The sequence below is a fragment of the Terriglobus roseus DSM 18391 genome (genome assembly GCF_000265425.1).
Lineage (GTDB): Bacteria > Acidobacteriota > Terriglobia > Terriglobales > Acidobacteriaceae > Terriglobus > Terriglobus roseus.
Genome location: NC_018014.1, coordinates 4315686 through 4331400 on the forward strand (window position 1 = coordinate 4315686; position 15715 = coordinate 4331400).

15 protein-coding genes are annotated in these 15715 nt (G+C 61.1%); 10 read left to right on the top strand and 5 right to left on the bottom strand.

Annotated features, from left to right (window positions below):
* Positions 1–66: 66 nt before the first annotated feature.
* From TERRO_RS17745 to TERRO_RS17755, 3 genes are all read left to right on the top strand, one after another.
* Positions 67–801: a DUF4397 domain-containing protein gene (locus tag TERRO_RS17745; RefSeq protein ID WP_157178430.1), complete on the top strand. Its 735-nt coding sequence runs from the start codon at positions 67–69 to the stop codon at positions 799–801.
* A gap of 152 nt (positions 802–953) precedes the next feature.
* Positions 954–1277, top strand: coding sequence for a hypothetical protein (locus tag TERRO_RS17750; RefSeq protein WP_014787085.1), 324 nt, complete (start codon positions 954–956; stop codon positions 1275–1277).
* Between the two features lie 123 nt (positions 1278–1400).
* A complete protein-coding gene (locus TERRO_RS17755; protein ID WP_041593484.1) occupies positions 1401–2405 on the top strand; it encodes a YVTN family beta-propeller repeat protein in 1005 nt (334 codons plus the stop codon).
* 44 nt (positions 2406–2449) lie between these two features.
* On the opposite strand, the gene TERRO_RS17760 is transcribed toward TERRO_RS17755, so the two are convergent.
* The 4 genes from TERRO_RS17760 to ada all read right to left on the bottom strand — a co-directional run bounded on the left by TERRO_RS17760 (position 2450) and on the right by ada (position 8071).
* Positions 2450–3991 carry a glycoside hydrolase family protein gene (locus tag TERRO_RS17760; RefSeq protein ID WP_014787087.1) on the bottom strand — a complete coding sequence of 514 codons (1542 nt, stop codon included), beginning with the start codon at positions 3989–3991 and terminating at the stop codon, positions 2450–2452.
* 71 nt (positions 3992–4062) lie between these two features.
* Positions 4063–5511 carry an adenosylhomocysteinase gene (ahcY, locus tag TERRO_RS17765; RefSeq protein ID WP_014787088.1) on the bottom strand — a complete coding sequence of 483 codons (1449 nt, stop codon included), beginning with the start codon at positions 5509–5511 and terminating at the stop codon, positions 4063–4065.
* A 269-nt stretch (positions 5512–5780) separates the two neighbouring features.
* Positions 5781–6881, bottom strand: coding sequence for a cellulase family glycosylhydrolase (locus TERRO_RS17770; protein ID WP_014787089.1), 1101 nt, complete (start codon positions 6879–6881; stop codon positions 5781–5783).
* A gap of 38 nt (positions 6882–6919) precedes the next feature.
* On the bottom strand, positions 6920–8071 hold the full coding sequence (gene ada / locus TERRO_RS17775) for a bifunctional DNA-binding transcriptional regulator/O6-methylguanine-DNA methyltransferase Ada (RefSeq protein ID WP_014787090.1): 1152 nt from the start codon (positions 8069–8071) through the stop codon (positions 6920–6922).
* A gap of 263 nt (positions 8072–8334) precedes the next feature.
* Between ada and TERRO_RS17780 the strand changes: the two genes are divergently transcribed.
* Positions 8335–8796, top strand: coding sequence for a helix-turn-helix domain-containing protein (locus TERRO_RS17780; protein ID WP_014787091.1), 462 nt, complete (start codon positions 8335–8337; stop codon positions 8794–8796).
* Positions 8797–8925: 129 nt separating this feature from the next.
* Positions 8926–10098: a methionine adenosyltransferase gene (metK, locus tag TERRO_RS17785; RefSeq protein WP_014787092.1), complete on the top strand. Its 1173-nt coding sequence runs from the start codon at positions 8926–8928 to the stop codon at positions 10096–10098.
* 65 nt (positions 10099–10163) lie between these two features.
* Here metK and TERRO_RS17790 read toward each other — a convergent pair whose 3' ends face one another.
* Positions 10164–10505, bottom strand: a complete 342-nt coding sequence (locus tag TERRO_RS17790) for a ComEA family DNA-binding protein (RefSeq protein WP_014787093.1) — start codon at positions 10503–10505, stop codon at positions 10164–10166.
* Positions 10506–10865: 360 nt separating this feature from the next.
* On the opposite strand from TERRO_RS17790, the gene hisI reads away from it, so the two are divergent.
* The 5 genes from hisI to hisB all read left to right on the top strand — a co-directional run bounded on the left by hisI (position 10866) and on the right by hisB (position 15464).
* Positions 10866–11201: a phosphoribosyl-AMP cyclohydrolase gene (hisI, locus tag TERRO_RS17795; protein ID WP_014787094.1), complete on the top strand. Its 336-nt coding sequence runs from the start codon at positions 10866–10868 to the stop codon at positions 11199–11201.
* A 108-nt stretch (positions 11202–11309) separates the two neighbouring features.
* Positions 11310–12185, top strand: a complete 876-nt coding sequence (gene hisG, locus TERRO_RS17800; RefSeq protein ID WP_014787095.1) for an ATP phosphoribosyltransferase — start codon at positions 11310–11312, stop codon at positions 12183–12185.
* Positions 12186–12332: 147 nt separating this feature from the next.
* Complete coding sequence (hisD, locus tag TERRO_RS17805) at positions 12333–13598, top strand: histidinol dehydrogenase (protein WP_014787096.1); 1266 nt, start codon at positions 12333–12335, stop codon at positions 13596–13598.
* Entirely contained in the window at positions 13595–14782 is a 1188-nt protein-coding gene (locus TERRO_RS17810; protein WP_014787097.1) for a pyridoxal phosphate-dependent aminotransferase, read from the top strand. Before hisD ends, TERRO_RS17810 begins: the two co-directional genes overlap by 4 nt.
* Positions 14775–15464 carry an imidazoleglycerol-phosphate dehydratase HisB gene (gene hisB / locus TERRO_RS17815; protein WP_014787098.1) on the top strand — a complete coding sequence of 230 codons (690 nt, stop codon included), beginning with the start codon at positions 14775–14777 and terminating at the stop codon, positions 15462–15464. The genes TERRO_RS17810 and hisB overlap by 8 nt, the downstream gene beginning before the upstream one ends.
* Positions 15465–15715: the final 251 nt, after the last annotated feature.

Consider the following 15715-nt stretch of genomic DNA (forward strand, 5'->3'; position numbering starts at 1 on the left):
TTCATGAGCTCTTCCTTTCAATCCGCCTGCCATACCCTGCTGTTCAGACGCGATGTCGTCCGCGGTTTGCTTCCTCGCCTGGTCTTTGGCGGGATTGCTACTCTCGCATGCGTCAGCGGCCTTAGCGGATGCCAGGCAGTGAACGGTGTCACATCGGCCTCGGCGGCCCAGCTTCGCATTATCGACGCCACCCCCGACGCAGGCGGTATCGACATTTACTCCGGCAACGCGGCCATCGCCTACAACCTCGGCTTTGGAACCATTACGTCGTACGTACCCGTAACGCCGTCGACCTACACATTCTCGATTGACACCGCCGGCACCAGGACCGCGCTGACCACGGTGCGCGCCACGCTTGGCGTTGCGAAGCAGTACACGCTGTTGATCAGTAATGCGGCGGCCGCTCTTCAAAGCCAGGTGCTGATTGACCAGTCGCAGCCGGCGCCCTCCGGACAAGTCTCGCTGCGCTTCTTAGATGAAGCGATCTCACCGGGTGCCATCGATATTTACCTGGTGCCTGCAGGCAGCACGCTGGCGAAGGTAAACCCGCTGCAGACCGGTGTCGTCTTCGGAACGAATACGGGCTACCTGAACGTCCCGACCGGGACCTACACGATGTATGTCGTGGCAAACGGCACCGTGATCTCGACGACGACGGTACCGCTGTATACGGGTGCGTCTACCGCGTACCCTTCGGGCAGCGCGCGGACGGTCCTGATCCTGGACCAGACGATCCTGACCAGCCCGGCAGTCCAGGTCGTGACGACCAGTGATTACGAATCCGCTACTGCCACCCAGTAACGACGGCCTTTCCAGCGACACAAGCGACCTGCACAAGTTGTCGTGCCCTCCCGAAAGATAGTCTGTGCAGGCACAGCAACTGTGGCGATCGTCCCCGTGTCTCCTTCAAACGTAGGCGGTATCTCTGAGAGCCGCACAAAAGGAGAACGATCATGAAGATGACCGCATTCGCACTCGCCGCAACCCTCGCACTCACCGCTGTCTCAATGCAGGCTCAGGTGAGCAACCACACCATCAATGAGCGCAAGATAGATCAGCAGCAACGCATCGGCCAGGGGCTTCGTTCCGGGCAGATGACCGCGAGGGAAGCGAACCACGTGGAACACCAGGAGCGCGCAATCAACCGTGAAGAGAGTGCCATGCGTGCTCAGAACAATGGCCACCTCACCCGCAGCGACCGCGCCACACTGCAGCACCAGCAGAACGTAGAGAGCCGCAGGATCTATCGCGACAAGCACAACAATCGCGTTCGCTAGTCACAAGACAGGCTCGACCAACGGCGAGATCCCAAAGGGTCTCGCCGCGGTTTCTCGAGAACACTTTGAAGACGTCGCTCGAGAGAGGCCAATCGCACCATGCCGGTGATAGACTCGCGAACCATGAAGCACTCTGCCTTCCCGCTCGCTGCAGCCGCTCTTCTCGCGCTTGGATCCCTGACCGCCGGTGCTCAGTCCCGCCTCCTGGTCGTCACCCAGCGTGACCAGACGTTCCACGTCTACGATCCCGATACCTTCCAGGAGATCACCAGCACCAAGGAAGACGGGGGCATGGACGCCGGGCACGAGGTTATTGCGAGCGCCAATGGCAAGATCGCATTTGTACCTCTTTACGGCAACTCCGGCGTCGGCAAGCCCGGCACGGATGGTGATCACATCCAGGTCTTCGACATCGCGACCGCGAAACCCATCGGATCCATTGCGTTTCCGCACGGAGTACGCCCCCACAAGCCCATCTGGGACACGCACACCGGCATGCTGCTGGTGACGACCGAAATCGATAAGACCGTCTCCATCATCGATCCCAAAACGATGAAGGTGGTGGGATCGATCCCGACGGGAGCGGAACAATCCCACATGATCGCTCTTCTCCCCGACGGCAAAAAGCTCTACTCCGCCAACGTGGGCCCGGGCACGATCTCCGTGATGGATGTTCCTGCACGGAAGTTGCTGAAGACTATTCCCATCTCATCGAATGTGCAGCGCATCGCCAGTTCGAACGATGGCAAGTGGATCTTCACCGCAGACCAGACCACGCCGGAACTCGTCGCCATCGACACCAAGACGGACGCGGTGAGCAAGCGCATCAAGCTGCCGGGTGTGGGCTACGGCACCGTGCCGACGGTCGATGGAAAGTATTTGCTGGTAACCATGGACGGCCAGCCAGCCATCGCCGTTGTAGATCTGAAGACGATGGAAGTTGTGCGGTCGATCGCCACTCCCAAAGGCATCAATGAGGCTGTCGTCTCCCCCGACGGCAAATTCGCCTATGCGACATCGCCTAAGACTGACCACCTGGTGAAGATCGATCTTGGTACATTCACCGTGATCAAGGACGTGCCGACAGGCCGGTTCCCGGACGGACTCTGGTTGACCGCAGCCAAGTAAGATTCCGCGTCATACAAAACGTCAACACAAGGACCAGGCACTGCTTACTGGTCGGCAGTTGCGCTGCGAGAGTTCTGCGTAACTGCCCCGGTAAGCCTGGAGTCGTTGACGATGCTGACATAGCCGGTGAGCGAGTTCTTTAGTTTGATTTGTGAAATGTAGCTGGGTGCGCGGATGAGGACCAGTTGCGGCAACGGGTCCGTGATCCCGGCGAACTTCAATCCATCGATGGATAGCTCATCCACAGTGGACGTCGGTGCCGCTCGCAACCTGACTAAGGCAGGGACGACATCCCAGGGACGTTCAACCGTGATGTCCTGCAGTGAGATTGAGTCAGCGTGGCCTTGCCGCATCTCGAAAAAAGGAGATGCGGTGTGGTCACTGATCCAGCGAAAATTTGAGAAGGTCAGGTCCGCCACATTCTCCGTCAGGCCGATCCCCCAATCAGAACCACAGCTGGAGTTCTTCCACACAAAATTCTTGATCGTTCCGGGCAGCGACACCGGATGGAAGGCGCCGTCTCCAAAATATGCGCAGAAGAACCCAAAACCATTCAAGTTATCGACCGTTACGTTCGAGATCAGTGGCAGGGCGTTCCCGGCCGCGACAGGCGAACTATTCGTATAGGCCCGTAATAGCGTATTGCCCTGCTGCACAAATGAGTTCGAGATGGTGACGTTGGTGATAAGACCGCCCCAGCCCTCCGGCGCATTCAATGCGATGGCGTCGTCCGTGGTGATGTAGTAATTATCGTGAATGTTGATGTCGTTAGCGGGCCCATTCACATGCGTGCCATCACCGTTTTGGGGCTCGTACTTGTCGGGCAGCAGTCCCATGTTGGCGAAAAGCGAATGCTCAACCGTCGCGTGTCCTACGTCACTCAGCCGCAAGTTGTACATCGAGGTGTTGTAGAACGTGACGCCGCTGATTCGTACGTTGTTGACGTCTATCAAATCGATCCCCATCAGCGCGCACCCGTCGTGGCCCCGTGGATCTCCGCGGTCTGAGTTTCCGTTGGCGCCATCGCCCCGATTGCCGTTGATTGCAAAGTCTCGCAGGGTGATGTCTGTCCCGCGAGGCGGTGGTAGACCGGGGGTGTAAACACCAGGGTCGCTTTTGCCGCCCGGGCAGCCGGCATGTGCAGCATCGCCGTTAAAGATCACATCGTCATTCGTGCCGGCCTTCTGAAAGAAGCCCGTACCAAATAAAGTCGATGCTCCGTGAAATCCTGCGCCTCGCCCCACGATGCTCCAGTGCCCTGCGGCAGGCCCGCGAATGCTGGACACCAGGCTGGCGCCGTCCTGCACCAGCACGACCGGATGAGTCGCGTTGGCCTTTGCCAGTGCCGCCGTGATGCAGGGGCCATCGTCATGTGCGGGGAGGCCTGTCACCGTCAGGCCCGTGTTTAGGTCTACATCCTGCTTCGCGCAGCCGAGTGCGGAGATGTAGGTGAAAGGACCAGTCGGCAGTGGTTCTGTGAAGGAATATTCCGCCGTCGCCTCGCCACGATAGACGCCGGTGCCACACCCCGTAAGCAGGAGTGAGGACAGAAAGGCAGAGGACAACACAGCAGTGACGATGCGCACGCGACCAGGCCAGAAAAGAAATTGGGACAGCAGGCGAAAACCTGCTGTCCCAATACTACTTCGCGACGCGTCTAGTAGCGGTAGGTTTCGGCCTTGTAAGGACCTTCCACGCTCACACCGATGTAATCTGCCTGCTTCGGTGACAGCGTCGTCAACTTCACGCCGATCTTCTCCAGGTGCAGACGAGCGACTTCCTCGTCCAGCTTCTTGGGCAGAACGTAGACGCCCACAGCATATTTGTCCCGGTTCTCCCACAGATCAAGCTGTGCCAGCGTCTGGTTGCTGAAGCTGTTCGACATCACAAAGCTCGGGTGACCGGTCGCGCAGCCCAGGTTCACCAAGCGTCCCTCGGCCAGCACGAAGATCGCATTGCCGTTAGGGAAGGTGTACTTGTGGACCTGTGGCTTGATCTCCAGCTTGATCGCGTCGGAAGTATTCAGGCGATCCATCTGAATCTCGTTGTCGAAGTGGCCGATGTTGCAGACAATGGCCTGATCCTTCATCTTCTGCATGTGTTCGAAGGTGATGATGTCCACGTTGCCCGTGCAGGTAACGTAGATGTCGCCGCGGCCCAGCGTATCTTCCAGGGTCGTTACTTCAAAGCCTTCCATCGCAGCCTGAAGGGCGTTGATCGGATCGACCTCGGTAACGATGATGCGAGCGCCCATGCCGCGCAATGACTGCGCCGAGCCCTTACCCACATCGCCATAGCCGCAGATGACCGCAACCTTGCCGCCCATCATCACGTCCGTGGCGCGCTTAATACCGTCCGCAAGCGACTCCTTGCAGCCATACAGGTTGTCGAACTTGCTCTTCGTGACGGAGTCATTCACGTTGATGGCGGGCACCAGCAGCTTGCCCTTCTTCATCATGTCGTACAGGCGATGCACGCCGGTCGTCGTCTCTTCCGAGACGCCACGCCATTCCTTCGCAACCTTCGTCCAGTGCTGCGGATCCTCAGCCAGCACCTTCAGCAGCAACTGCTGAATGACAGCCTCTTCTTCGCTGCCGGCCTTGCCGTCCACGAAGCTGCGGTCGCCCGCTTCCAGTTCCACACCCTTGTGGATCAGCAGAGTGACGTCGCCGCCGTCATCCACAACCATCTGCGGTCCCTTGTCGCCGGGGAAGGTCAGCGCCTGGTATGTGCACCACCAGTACTCCTCCAGCGTCTCGCCCTTCCATGCGAAGACGGGTGTGCCCGTCTCTGCAATGGCCGCTGCTGCATGGTCCTGCGTGGAGAAGATGTTGCACGAAGCCCAGCGCACGTCGGCGCCCAGATCCTTCAGTGTCTCGATCAGCACAGCCGTCTGGATGGTCATGTGCAGCGATCCGGTGATCCGGACGCCCGCCAGGGGCTGCCCCGCGGCGTATTTCGCGCGAATGCTCATCAGGCCGGGCATCTCCTGCTCGGCGATATCGATTTCCTTACGGCCCCACGAGGCCAGCGACATATCAGCAACCTTGTACGGCAGGGGTGCGGCGGTGTGGAGCGACTCGGGCGTGAGAACTGCTGTAGCCATGCTTGTAATCCCTCAATCGGTTCGATTCTTCACTGTAAAGGGTACACCCGCACGCACCCGGCACAGAAGAATACGCTCTGCCGAAACACCGCAATGATGCCTCATCCATTCAAGGCCGAGCGAACGTGATGCCACAAAAGTGGGGCTGCAGCGTATACGCTGCAGCCCCTAAATCTTCTGCTTCTAAAAGACACTAGGAAGATGTCTGGCTCGACCCTATTCCTTATATCGAGCACAATGGAAACAATCGCTCTCTTGCCAGAAGAAATTCATCTGCCCCGGCCGGTCAGTTCCTTCAACTCCTCCACCTCGCGCTCGCGATACGGCGTCCCATCGGTATGAAAAACCTCGTGGAACCACAGCGTCGGCTGCTGCAGAACATAGGGCCGCTGCCATGAGTCCCACGGATACTTCGTCTGCGTGCGGCCGTCCACCAGTCCCCAGTTGATCGCCGCAACGTTGTACTTCTTCGCCACCGGCAACGATCCGTCAAAGGTGCTGCCCGCACCGCGCGCCATGTACTCCGTGCACAGGATCGGCCGGCCCAGCGGCTGCAGCTCCTTGATACGCGCCTCGAACTCCTCCGGCCAGCCGTAGTTATGGAAGGTGATGATGTCCGACTCAGCAAGCTGAATCTTCACCGTATCGTTCTCTTTGGCCGGATCGCTCCAGTTGTCATGCCACACACCGCTGGTCAGCGGCTGCGTCGGCTGCGCGCTACGCGCCCACGCGAACACCTTCGGCAGGTAGTAGTTCACACGCGCCGTCTTGTTTGGTGTCGGCGTGTACTGCGACGTCGCGTTATCCGGTTCGTTCCAGATGTCCCATGCCAGCACACGGTCATCCTTAGAAAAGGCGCTGACGACGCCCTTCACATACGCCTCTAGCTTCGGCTCGTACGCCGGATCGGTCAGCCCCTTCGTCCCCGGGCTCTGTACCCAGCCGGAGTTGTGAATGCCGGGGATCGGCGGGTGCTGCGGTCCCAGCTTCGGGTCGGGATCCCAGCATGAGTCGAAGAGCACAAGCATCGGCCGGATGTGGTGCTTAGCCGCGATCGCAAGGAATTCATTCAGCCGTTTCTTGAAGCCTTGCGGATCCTGCTGCCAGAGCTGGTCTTGCAGAAACACCCGCATGGTGTTCATACCCGCAGCCTCCGCCCAGCCCAGTTCCGTATCGTTCAGCGAGGGATTCCAGGTCGCCGCCTGGAACATCTCGAACTGGTTGATCGCGTCCGAAGGCACGTAGTTGGAGCCAACCAGCCAGGGCTGTTTCGCATACCAGTCGTTGGCGCGCTCAGGCGTCCACCGCGCCTGGGCAGACGCGGCGGCAGTACTCAGAAGGCAAAGGGCTAGGGCAAGGAGTCGACGCATACGCATCCCTTATACAGGGACGAGGTATGCGCTGTGCACTATGCGTCCTTCCCCGCTCTCTCCATCTCCAGCAGCTTCGCCTTGCGTTCCTTGCCCCAGCGATAGCCCGTCAGCGATCCATTGCTGCCCACCACCCGATGGCAGGGCACCACCGGCGCCACCGGATTCGCGCCACACGCTGACCCGACGGCACGCACGGCCTTCGGCGCGCCAATCTCCGCGGCAAGCTGCGCGTAGGTCCGCGTCTCTCCATGCGGAATCGCCTCCAGAGCCTTCCAAACCCGCTGCTGAAAGGCCGTTGCGCGCACATGCAGCGGCAGCCGCTTTGCCGTGGGCGACTCCGACAGGTGCTGCAGCACGGTCTTCGCATGGTCGGCCAGCCGGCCGTTATCTTCTTCAAGCTCCGCCGCGGCAAAGCGCGAATGCAGCTCTTCGCGCAGCACGTCATCGCTGGTGTCGAAGGCGATCAGGCACACACCAAGGTCCGTCGCCGCCACCAGCATCCGGTCCAGCGGCGAATCGACGATGCTGTACCGAATGTGCTGATGCTCGCCCAGGCGCTTGCGGGCCCCGGGCGTCATGCCCGTTGCGGCTCGCTTTGCGTAGACCTGGCTGGGCGATTGGAAACCTGCGGCATAGACGGCTTCCGTGACGCTGCCGGCCTGTAGCGCCTCGGCAAAGCGCTCCGCGCGCAGACGCCTCGCATATTCCGCAGGCGAAACGCCCATGGCGGCGCGAAAGACGCGCTGCAGATGGAAAGGGCTAAGCTCCGCTATCGTCGCCAGCACCGCGAGCGTCACTGCGCCTTCCTCGGCATGCTGCTCCAGGTACCGGCGCACGCGATCGACACGCGCCGCAGCCTCCTGCTCCGGCGGAGGTCCAGCCGGCCGGCACCGCTGGCAGGTGCGGAATCCCGCCGCCTCCGCCTGGTGGACCGAATCGAAGAACAGCGTGTTCTCGCGGCGTGGACGGCGACTGGGGCAGCTTGGCCGGCAGACGATGCCGGTCGTCGTCACGCCATAGAAGAAGCGATCGCCGGAACCGTCCGGTCGGGCGGCAGTGTCCGATCGGCGCAACACCGCAAGCCAGCGATGTTCATCACTGGCAAGATGCGTTGGAGCGGCAATGGCGTGGGGCTTCATAGCGGTGAGCGGCGGAAACGACGGCGTAAACAAGGATAGCGTTGCCATACATTCAGCTTGGTCTCCCACCGGGGCAGCACCAATCCGTTCTTGCGGTCAGAGTATCTTTCGCGCGCAATTCCCACAACGAAACTCGTTTAGCCGTTAGTAGTACCGATAGTGTTGTCGCTGATGCTCTTAGCTTTGGTTTTTGTGGGTTTGCAGTATTAGGATTCGCAGTAGCACGACGCAGCAAAGCAGCAGACCAGTTTCCAAGATGGCCGGATTACCGATCCGGCCAAACCCACCGGGCACGACGGGCAAGCGAACGCATGCGTTTCGGACAGGAGCTAAGGGAGCAGCGAGAGCGGCAGGGGATCGCACTGGATGACGTCGCCGTCGCCACACGCGTCTCCCTGCGGCATCTGCATGCCCTGGAAGACGAGCGCTTCCGCGACCTGCCGGGCGGCGTCTTCAACCGTGGCATCCTGCGCTCCTATTGCCTCCACTGCGGCCTGAATCCCGAAGAAACCCTCCAGAACTTCAACACAGCCCTGCGCACCGCCGGCATCGAACCGGAGGCGAAGGAAGACGACTGGGTCGAATTCGCCGAGGCTGTCCGCCGGTCACGCAAGACCGAAGAGAGCCAGACCCGCTGGCGCTGGGTAGGTGTTGTCGGGCTCCTCACCGCCGTCCTGGTACTCGCCGTCGGCGTCCTCTGGGTCTTAGTTCACCGTGGCGTTGTGCACCTGCCGGACCATAAGCGCACCGTGGCCATCCACGCCACGGAATAGTTCCCCGGTCTTCACCATGGGGCCGCAATGGCGGGTGACTAGGGCCATTTCGCGCTCTCCCGAATCCCCGGCGAGTTAGAATAGATCGAATATTCAACGTCCGCCTCACAGCGCCCCAAGGAGCAGTTTTTGTCCACAAGCGATCGTTTTCTCTTTACGTCTGAGTCCGTTACCGAAGGCCATCCCGATAAGATTGCCGACCAGATCTCCGATGCCATCCTGGACGCCTGCCTGGCGCAGGATCCCATGAGCCGCGTAGCCTGCGAGACCCTGACCTGCACCGGCCTTGTTGTCGTCGCCGGCGAGATCACGACCAAGGCGTACGTGGACTTCCAGAAGATCGTCCGCCAGACCGTCGCAGACATTGGCTACACGCACTCCGAGTACGGCTTTGACTCGAACACCTGCGCCGTCATCTCGTCCATCAACGCGCAGTCGCCTGACATCGCCATGGGCGTTGACACCGGCGGCGCCGGCGATCAGGGCATGATGTTCGGCTATGCCACCAACGAGACGCCGGAGCTGATGCCCACGCCGATCTCGCTGGCGCATAAGCTGGCCGCAAAGCTCACGGAAGTCCGCAAGTCCGGCAAGCTCGGCTACCTGCGCCCCGACGGCAAGAGCCAGGTCACGGTCGAGTACGACGGCAACAACAAGCCCGTCCGCGTCGACGCCGTCGTCATCAGCAGCCAGCACGATGAGGCTGTTGAGACCGACAAGCTGCGCGCCGACATCCTGGAGCACGTCATCCAGGCGACCATCCCCGCAGAACTGCTGGACGCCGACACCAAGTACCACATCAACCCGACCGGCCGTTTCGTCGTCGGTGGCCCCATGGGCGATAGCGGTCTGACCGGCCGCAAGATCATCGTGGACACCTACGGTGGCATGGGCCGTCACGGCGGCGGAGCATTCAGCGGCAAGGATGCGACCAAGGTCGATCGTTCGGCTGCCTACATGGCCCGCTACATCGCAAAGAACATCGTCGCAGCCGGCCTGGCGGACCGCGCAGAAGTACAGCTCGCCTACGCCATCGGCGTTGCTGAGCCCGTTTCGGTGCTCGTCGAGACCTTCGGCACCGGCAAGGTCGACGCCAGCGAACTGACCGCCGCCGTCCGCAAGAACTTCTCGCTGACCCCCAAGGGCATCATCGAGACGCTCGACCTGCGCAAGCCAAAGTTCCAGCAGACCGCAGCCTACGGCCACTTCGGCCGCATCGGCGACGACTTTACCTGGGAAAAGACCGACAAGGCCGAAGCACTCAAGGCCTCCGTCGGACAGACCGCAGTCGCAGCCAAGTAACTCAGCACCCACAAAACATAAGAAGGGCGACCCGCAAGGGCCGCCCTTTTCGTTTGCCACGAACTCTACTTCGACGCACGCTTCGCAATGATCTGCGCTGAGATGCCGTCATACGTCGCCTTCGGCACAATGCCCCGCGTCACAAGCTGGTTTTTCGCCGTGTACGGACGGCCATCGATGATGCGCTTGGAGTAGGCCTCACCCACACCCGGCAACTGCATCAACTGGTCGGGCGATGCGGTGTTGATATCCAGCGGATCGTTCTTGTGCGGATTTGCCGCCGCCGTCACCGGCTTGGCAGCAGTCTTCGCAGGAGCGGCAGTCTTTGCGGGCGCCGCACTCTGTGCGGTCAGCAGCGGACCGGCAATGGCCAGGGCGAGAACGGGGAGGAAACGAAACATCTTCATGGTCATGATCTCCTTGCGTACACTTTCGCCGATCGGGCACCGGCGGTACATCCGAACCATATCTGGGAGAAGCCGTTGGAAGAAAAGGTTTTCTGCCGCAGTCACGACTTTCTTTTCACGGCTCGCCGTTGACACAGGCAGCCCGCACCATTAGCCTCAAAGGTGCAATGAACGTTCGCACCCACCATCATGGTCATCTTCACCACGCGCATGGCGTGATGGCGGCGGTGTCCGGTGCGAAGTCGTAGTAAGGCGTCAACGCACACAGGATCGATACCAGCCCGCCCGAGCGATGCTCACCGGCGGGCTTTGTTATGTCCGCCAGTCCCCATCGAACGCGGCTTAACCCACGAGGATTAGATGAACGACGTAACGATTGACTTCGCCAAGGCAGACGGCCTCGTCCCCGGCATCGTGCAGGACGCAAAGACCGGCGAGATGCTGATGCTGGGCTTCCTCAACGAAGAGAGCTACCGCCGCACGCTCGAAAGCGGCTTCGTCACCTTCTGGTCGCGCACCCGCAGCAAGCTGTGGATGAAGGGCGAGACCAGCGGCAACCGCCTGCGCATCATCAGCGCCAGCACCGACTGCGACAACGACGCACTGCTCTTCAAAGTAGAAGTCGAAGGCGACGGACTGGTCTGCCATGAAGGCACCGTAAGCTGCTTTACCAAGCCAATCGAGACCGCAAAGTAGCCACAAAATCGGGTGCCCCATGCTTTGCGAAGCAAAGAATGGGGTCAGCGGCAAAGCCGCTCCATCGCGCAAAGCGCGACCAACACAGATTCGACGGAGAACACGAACGTGAGCAAGACACTGAAACTCGGCATCCCCAAGGGTTCCCTCCAGGACGCGACCATTGACCTGTTCAAACGCGCCGGATGGCAGATCAGCCCCAGCGGCCGCAGCTACTTCCCCGCCATCAACGATCCCGAAATCGAATGCATGCTCGTCCGCGCGCAGGAGATGGCGCGCTACGTGGAGAGCGGCGCGCTCGACGCCGGCCTGACCGGCAACGACTGGGTTCTTGAGAACCTCTCGGACGTCGATCGCATCACGTCGCTCACCTACTCCAAGCAGTCGCGGCAGAAGGTGAAGTGGGTGCTCTGCGTCCCCGAAGACTCACCCTTCCAAAAGCCCGAAGACCTCGAAGGCAAGGTCATCGCAACCGAGCTCGTCGAGTACACCAAACGTTACTTCAAGGAAAAGAAGATCAACGTCAAGGTTGAGTTCAGCTGGGGCGCCACCGAGGTGAAGCCGCCCATGCTCTGCGACGCCATTGTCGAAGTCACCGAGACAGGCAGCTCCCTGCGCGCCAACCGCCTGCGCATCATCGACCTGCTGATGGAGAGCGAGACGCAGCTCATCGCAAACAAGTCCGCCTACACCGACCCGTTCAAGAAGCAGAAGATCGACAACCTCGCACTGATGCTGAATGGCGCGATCAACGCACTCTCCCAGGTCGGCCTGATGCTCAATGTCCCCAAAGCGAATCTCGACCAGATCCTCTCGCTCCTTCCCGCACTCTCGTCGCCCACCGTCTCGCATTTGAAGGATGAGAACTGGGTCGCCGTAAACACCATCCTCGACGAAACCGTCGTTCGCGAAGTCATCCCAAAGCTGAAGGCAGCAGGCGGCAGCGGCATCGTCGAATACCCGTTGAGCAAGGTCGTTCTGTAGAGCTCGCTCTCGGAGGGCGGCTCGAGTTGTGAGGGCTGAAGGCCCGCGACTTCCTAGCCCAGGGCGACGCCCTGGGTTAAGGACACCGAGAAACCTGCGGGCTGTAAGCCCGCGACAAGTGCGACGAACAGGCACCAGGAGCACCCCATGAAGCTCATCAAGACCACAGGCCGCAACGCGAAAGACGCCTACGCACTCCTCGCAACGCTCGAGCGCCGCGGCGCCGTGAAGACGGCGGAAGTCGAACCCACCGTCCGCAAGATCATGCAGGAAGTCCAGAAGAAGGGCGACAAGGCTCTGCTGAAATTCGCAGAGAAGTTCGACTCCCTGCAGGGCCACCTCCGCGTCACCGCCGGCGAGATGCTCGACGCATGGAACGCCACACCTGAACCACTGCAGCAGGCCATGCAGATCGCCGCGGAGAACATCCGCAGCTTCGCTGAGCAGCAGAAGCCCGACGAGTGGACCACGGAGAACACGCCCGGCGTCACCGTCGGACAGATCATCCGTCCGCTCGAGTCCGTCGGCTGCTACGTCCCCGGCGGCCGCTATCCCCTGCCCTCCACGCTGCTGATGACCACCATTCCAGCGAAGGTCGCGGGCGTAGAACGCATCGTCGTCTGCAGCCCCAAGCCAGCGCGTGAGACGCTCGCCGCCGCACACCTCGCCGGCGTCACCGAAATGTACCGCACCGGCGGCGCACAGGCGATCGCCGCCATGGCTTACGGCACGGAGACGATCGCGCGCGTCGCCAAGATCGTCGGCCCCGGTAACCTCTACGTCACCGCCGCAAAGATCATCGCAAGCACCGAGTGCGGCATCGACATGCCCGCCGGCCCGACCGAGATCGTCGTCACCAGCCAGGTTGGCGATGCCGCCGGCATCGCAGCCGACCTCGTCGCACAGGCCGAGCACGATCCCGAAACACTTGCCGTCCTCGTCACCGCCGACTCGCAACTTGCGAAGCAGGTCGTGAACGAAGTGAAGGAGCAGGCGAAGAACAACAAGCTGGCGCAGGTCTCCATCAAGGCACGCGGCACCATCTTCCTCTGCGGCTCCGTCGAAGAGGCACGCTTCATCACCAACCGCCTCGCACCCGAGCACCTCACCGTCGACTCCGTCGAAGACCTCGCTTGGGTCAAAAACGCGGGCTCTGTCTTCATCGGCAACTACTCGCCGCAAAGCATGGGCGACTACATCAGCGGACCCAACCACGTGCTGCCCACCGGCCGCGTCGGGCGCATGCGCGGCGGCCTCAGCATCTACGACTTCCTGAAGGTCATCACCGTGCAGAACTACACGGCAGCAGGCCTCGCAAAGCTCGGACCACACGCCATCGCACTCGCGGAAGCCGAGGGCCTCACCGCCCACGCCCAAAGCGTCCGCGTCCGCATGAAAGCAGGCAAGCGATGAGCACCGAAGCAGTCACCGAACCGGGTGCCCCACGTCTCGCTTCTGAGACGTGGGTCGACATCCAACCGCGCCGCGCCATCCTTGCGATGCCGGAGTACCACCCGCCTCTCGCCGGCCGCAACGGCCTGCGCCTCGACTTCAACGAGAACACGCACGCACCCTCGCCACGTGTGCGCGAAGCGCTGGGCAGGATCACGCTCGAAGGCTTCACCATCTATCCCGAGCGCGGTCCCGTCGAAGCCGTCGTCGCACAACACCTCGGCCTCAAGCCCGAGCAGGTGTTGCTGACCAACGCCGTCGATGAAGCCATCCACATCGTCTGCTTCACCTTCCTCGAAGAGGGCGATGAGTGTCTCTTCGCCGTGCCCTCGTTCTTCATGTACGACGTCAACGCCATGGGCATGGGCGCAAAGCTGGTGCGCGTGCAGGCCGACGACACACTCGCGTTCCCATATGAACGCATGCTCGCCGCCATCACGCCGAAGACCAAGCTCATCATCCTGACCACGCCCAACAATCCCACCGGCGCCATCACCACACGCGAGCAGATCCACAACATCGCGAAGGCCGCGCCGCACGCAGTCATCCTCGTCGACGAAGCCTACTTCCACTTCCAGGGCGATACCGTCATGGGTGATCTGGTGGAAGGTGCAGACGCACCACAAAACATCCTCGTCGCACGTACGTTCTCGAAGGCCTACGGCCTCGCCAACCTCCGCGTCGGCCTGCTCGCCGGACCAGTTAGCTTACTGAACCATCTCCGCAAGGCAAGCTCGCCCTACAACGTCAACGGCGTAGCACTCGCCGCAGTCGAAGCCTGCATCGGTGACACCGAATACATCGACTGGTACGTCCAGCAGATGCACGAAGGACGCGCCCGCATTGAGAAGGCGCTCGACAACATGAAGGTGCCGCGCTGGCCTTCCCACGCAAACTTTGTACTGATGCACATCGGCCCGCGCCACAAGCAGTTCGTCAACGAGATGCGCACACGCAACATCCTCGTCCGCGACCGTTCCGCCGACCCCGGCCTTGACGGCTGCGTGCGCCTCACCGTCGGCCTGCCCGACCAGGTCAGCATGGGCATCCAGGCTCTGCGCGACGCACTGGCCGGCATCAACTGGCAGCCCGCCGAAGTCATCAAGCCCGAGACCGAGCCCAAGGAGACACCCGAATATGAGTAACCCCGAAAACGCTAGCGATATCCATCTGATGCCCAATGTTGAAGTGATCACAGGACCGGGTGCCCCATACACACGCGAAGCGGGTGTGTGGGATCCGCGCATCGGCACCATCGACCGCGCCACCACCGAAACCCAGATCAAGCTGAAGCTGAACCTCGACGGCCAGGGCACCTACAACGTCCGCACCGGCATTCGCTTCTTCGACCACATGCTCGAACTCTTCACGCGCCACGGCGGCTTCGACCTCGACCTCACCTGCAACGGCGACCTCGACGTCGACCAGCACCACACCGTCGAAGACGTGGGCATCGCACTCGGTGAAGCCTTCGACAAGGCGCTCGGCGACAAGAAGGGCATCCTGCGCGCAGGCTACTTCGTCATGGCCATGGACGAGACACTCGCCGTCGCCGCCATCGACCTGAGTGGACGCACCGGCTATGTCGTGGACGATCAGGTCAATGTGCCACTCGTCGGCGACTTCCAGACCGAACTCGTCACAGACTTCTTCGACGGCTTCGCCCGCGGTGGCCGCTGCAACGTCCACGTCAAAACCATGTACGGCCGCAGCAACCACCACAAGATCGAAGCCATCTTCAAAGCCTTCGCCCGAGCCCTGCGCGGAGCCGTAAGCCGCGACGAACGCATGAAGGATCTGCTGCCGAGCACGAAGGGTTTGCTTTAAGCCATCGAGGAATTTGGAGATGCAGACGTCGGAAAGATCGAGGGCCGGCACCATCGCTATCGCAATTGCCATATGTGCGATTGCCTACCCGATGACCTCGATTGCAGTCGCACAGTTGCATTACCGAATCACGGGAAAAAACCTGAGTGATGCCACAGAAGCTTCGATTCTTCTTGCAACGTTTCCTGTTTGCCTGTTGTGCTCTTTCTCTCTGATGCTCGCGAATAGGGTAGACGGAAGACAAAGGATGA

Coding starts and splice junctions, on each gene's coding strand:
- TERRO_RS17750 (WP_014787085.1), top strand. CDS start 954: ATGAAGATGACCGCATTCGCACTCGCCGCAACCCTCGCACTCACCGCT.
- ahcY (WP_014787088.1), bottom strand. CDS start 5,511: ATGGCTACAGCAGTTCTCACGCCCGAGTCGCTCCACACCGCCGCACCC.
- TERRO_RS17810 (WP_014787097.1), top strand. CDS start 13,595: ATGAGCACCGAAGCAGTCACCGAACCGGGTGCCCCACGTCTCGCTTCT.
- TERRO_RS17770 (WP_014787089.1), bottom strand. CDS start 6,881: ATGCGTCGACTCCTTGCCCTAGCCCTTTGCCTTCTGAGTACTGCCGCC.
- hisI (WP_014787094.1), top strand. CDS start 10,866: ATGAACGACGTAACGATTGACTTCGCCAAGGCAGACGGCCTCGTCCCC.
- ada (WP_014787090.1), bottom strand. CDS start 8,071: ATGGCAACGCTATCCTTGTTTACGCCGTCGTTTCCGCCGCTCACCGCT.
- TERRO_RS17790 (WP_014787093.1), bottom strand. CDS start 10,505: ATGAAGATGTTTCGTTTCCTCCCCGTTCTCGCCCTGGCCATTGCCGGT.
- hisD (WP_014787096.1), top strand. CDS start 12,333: ATGAAGCTCATCAAGACCACAGGCCGCAACGCGAAAGACGCCTACGCA.
- hisB (WP_014787098.1), top strand. CDS start 14,775: ATGAGTAACCCCGAAAACGCTAGCGATATCCATCTGATGCCCAATGTT.
- TERRO_RS17780 (WP_014787091.1), top strand. CDS start 8,335: ATGCGTTTCGGACAGGAGCTAAGGGAGCAGCGAGAGCGGCAGGGGATC.
- TERRO_RS17755 (WP_041593484.1), top strand. CDS start 1,401: ATGAAGCACTCTGCCTTCCCGCTCGCTGCAGCCGCTCTTCTCGCGCTT.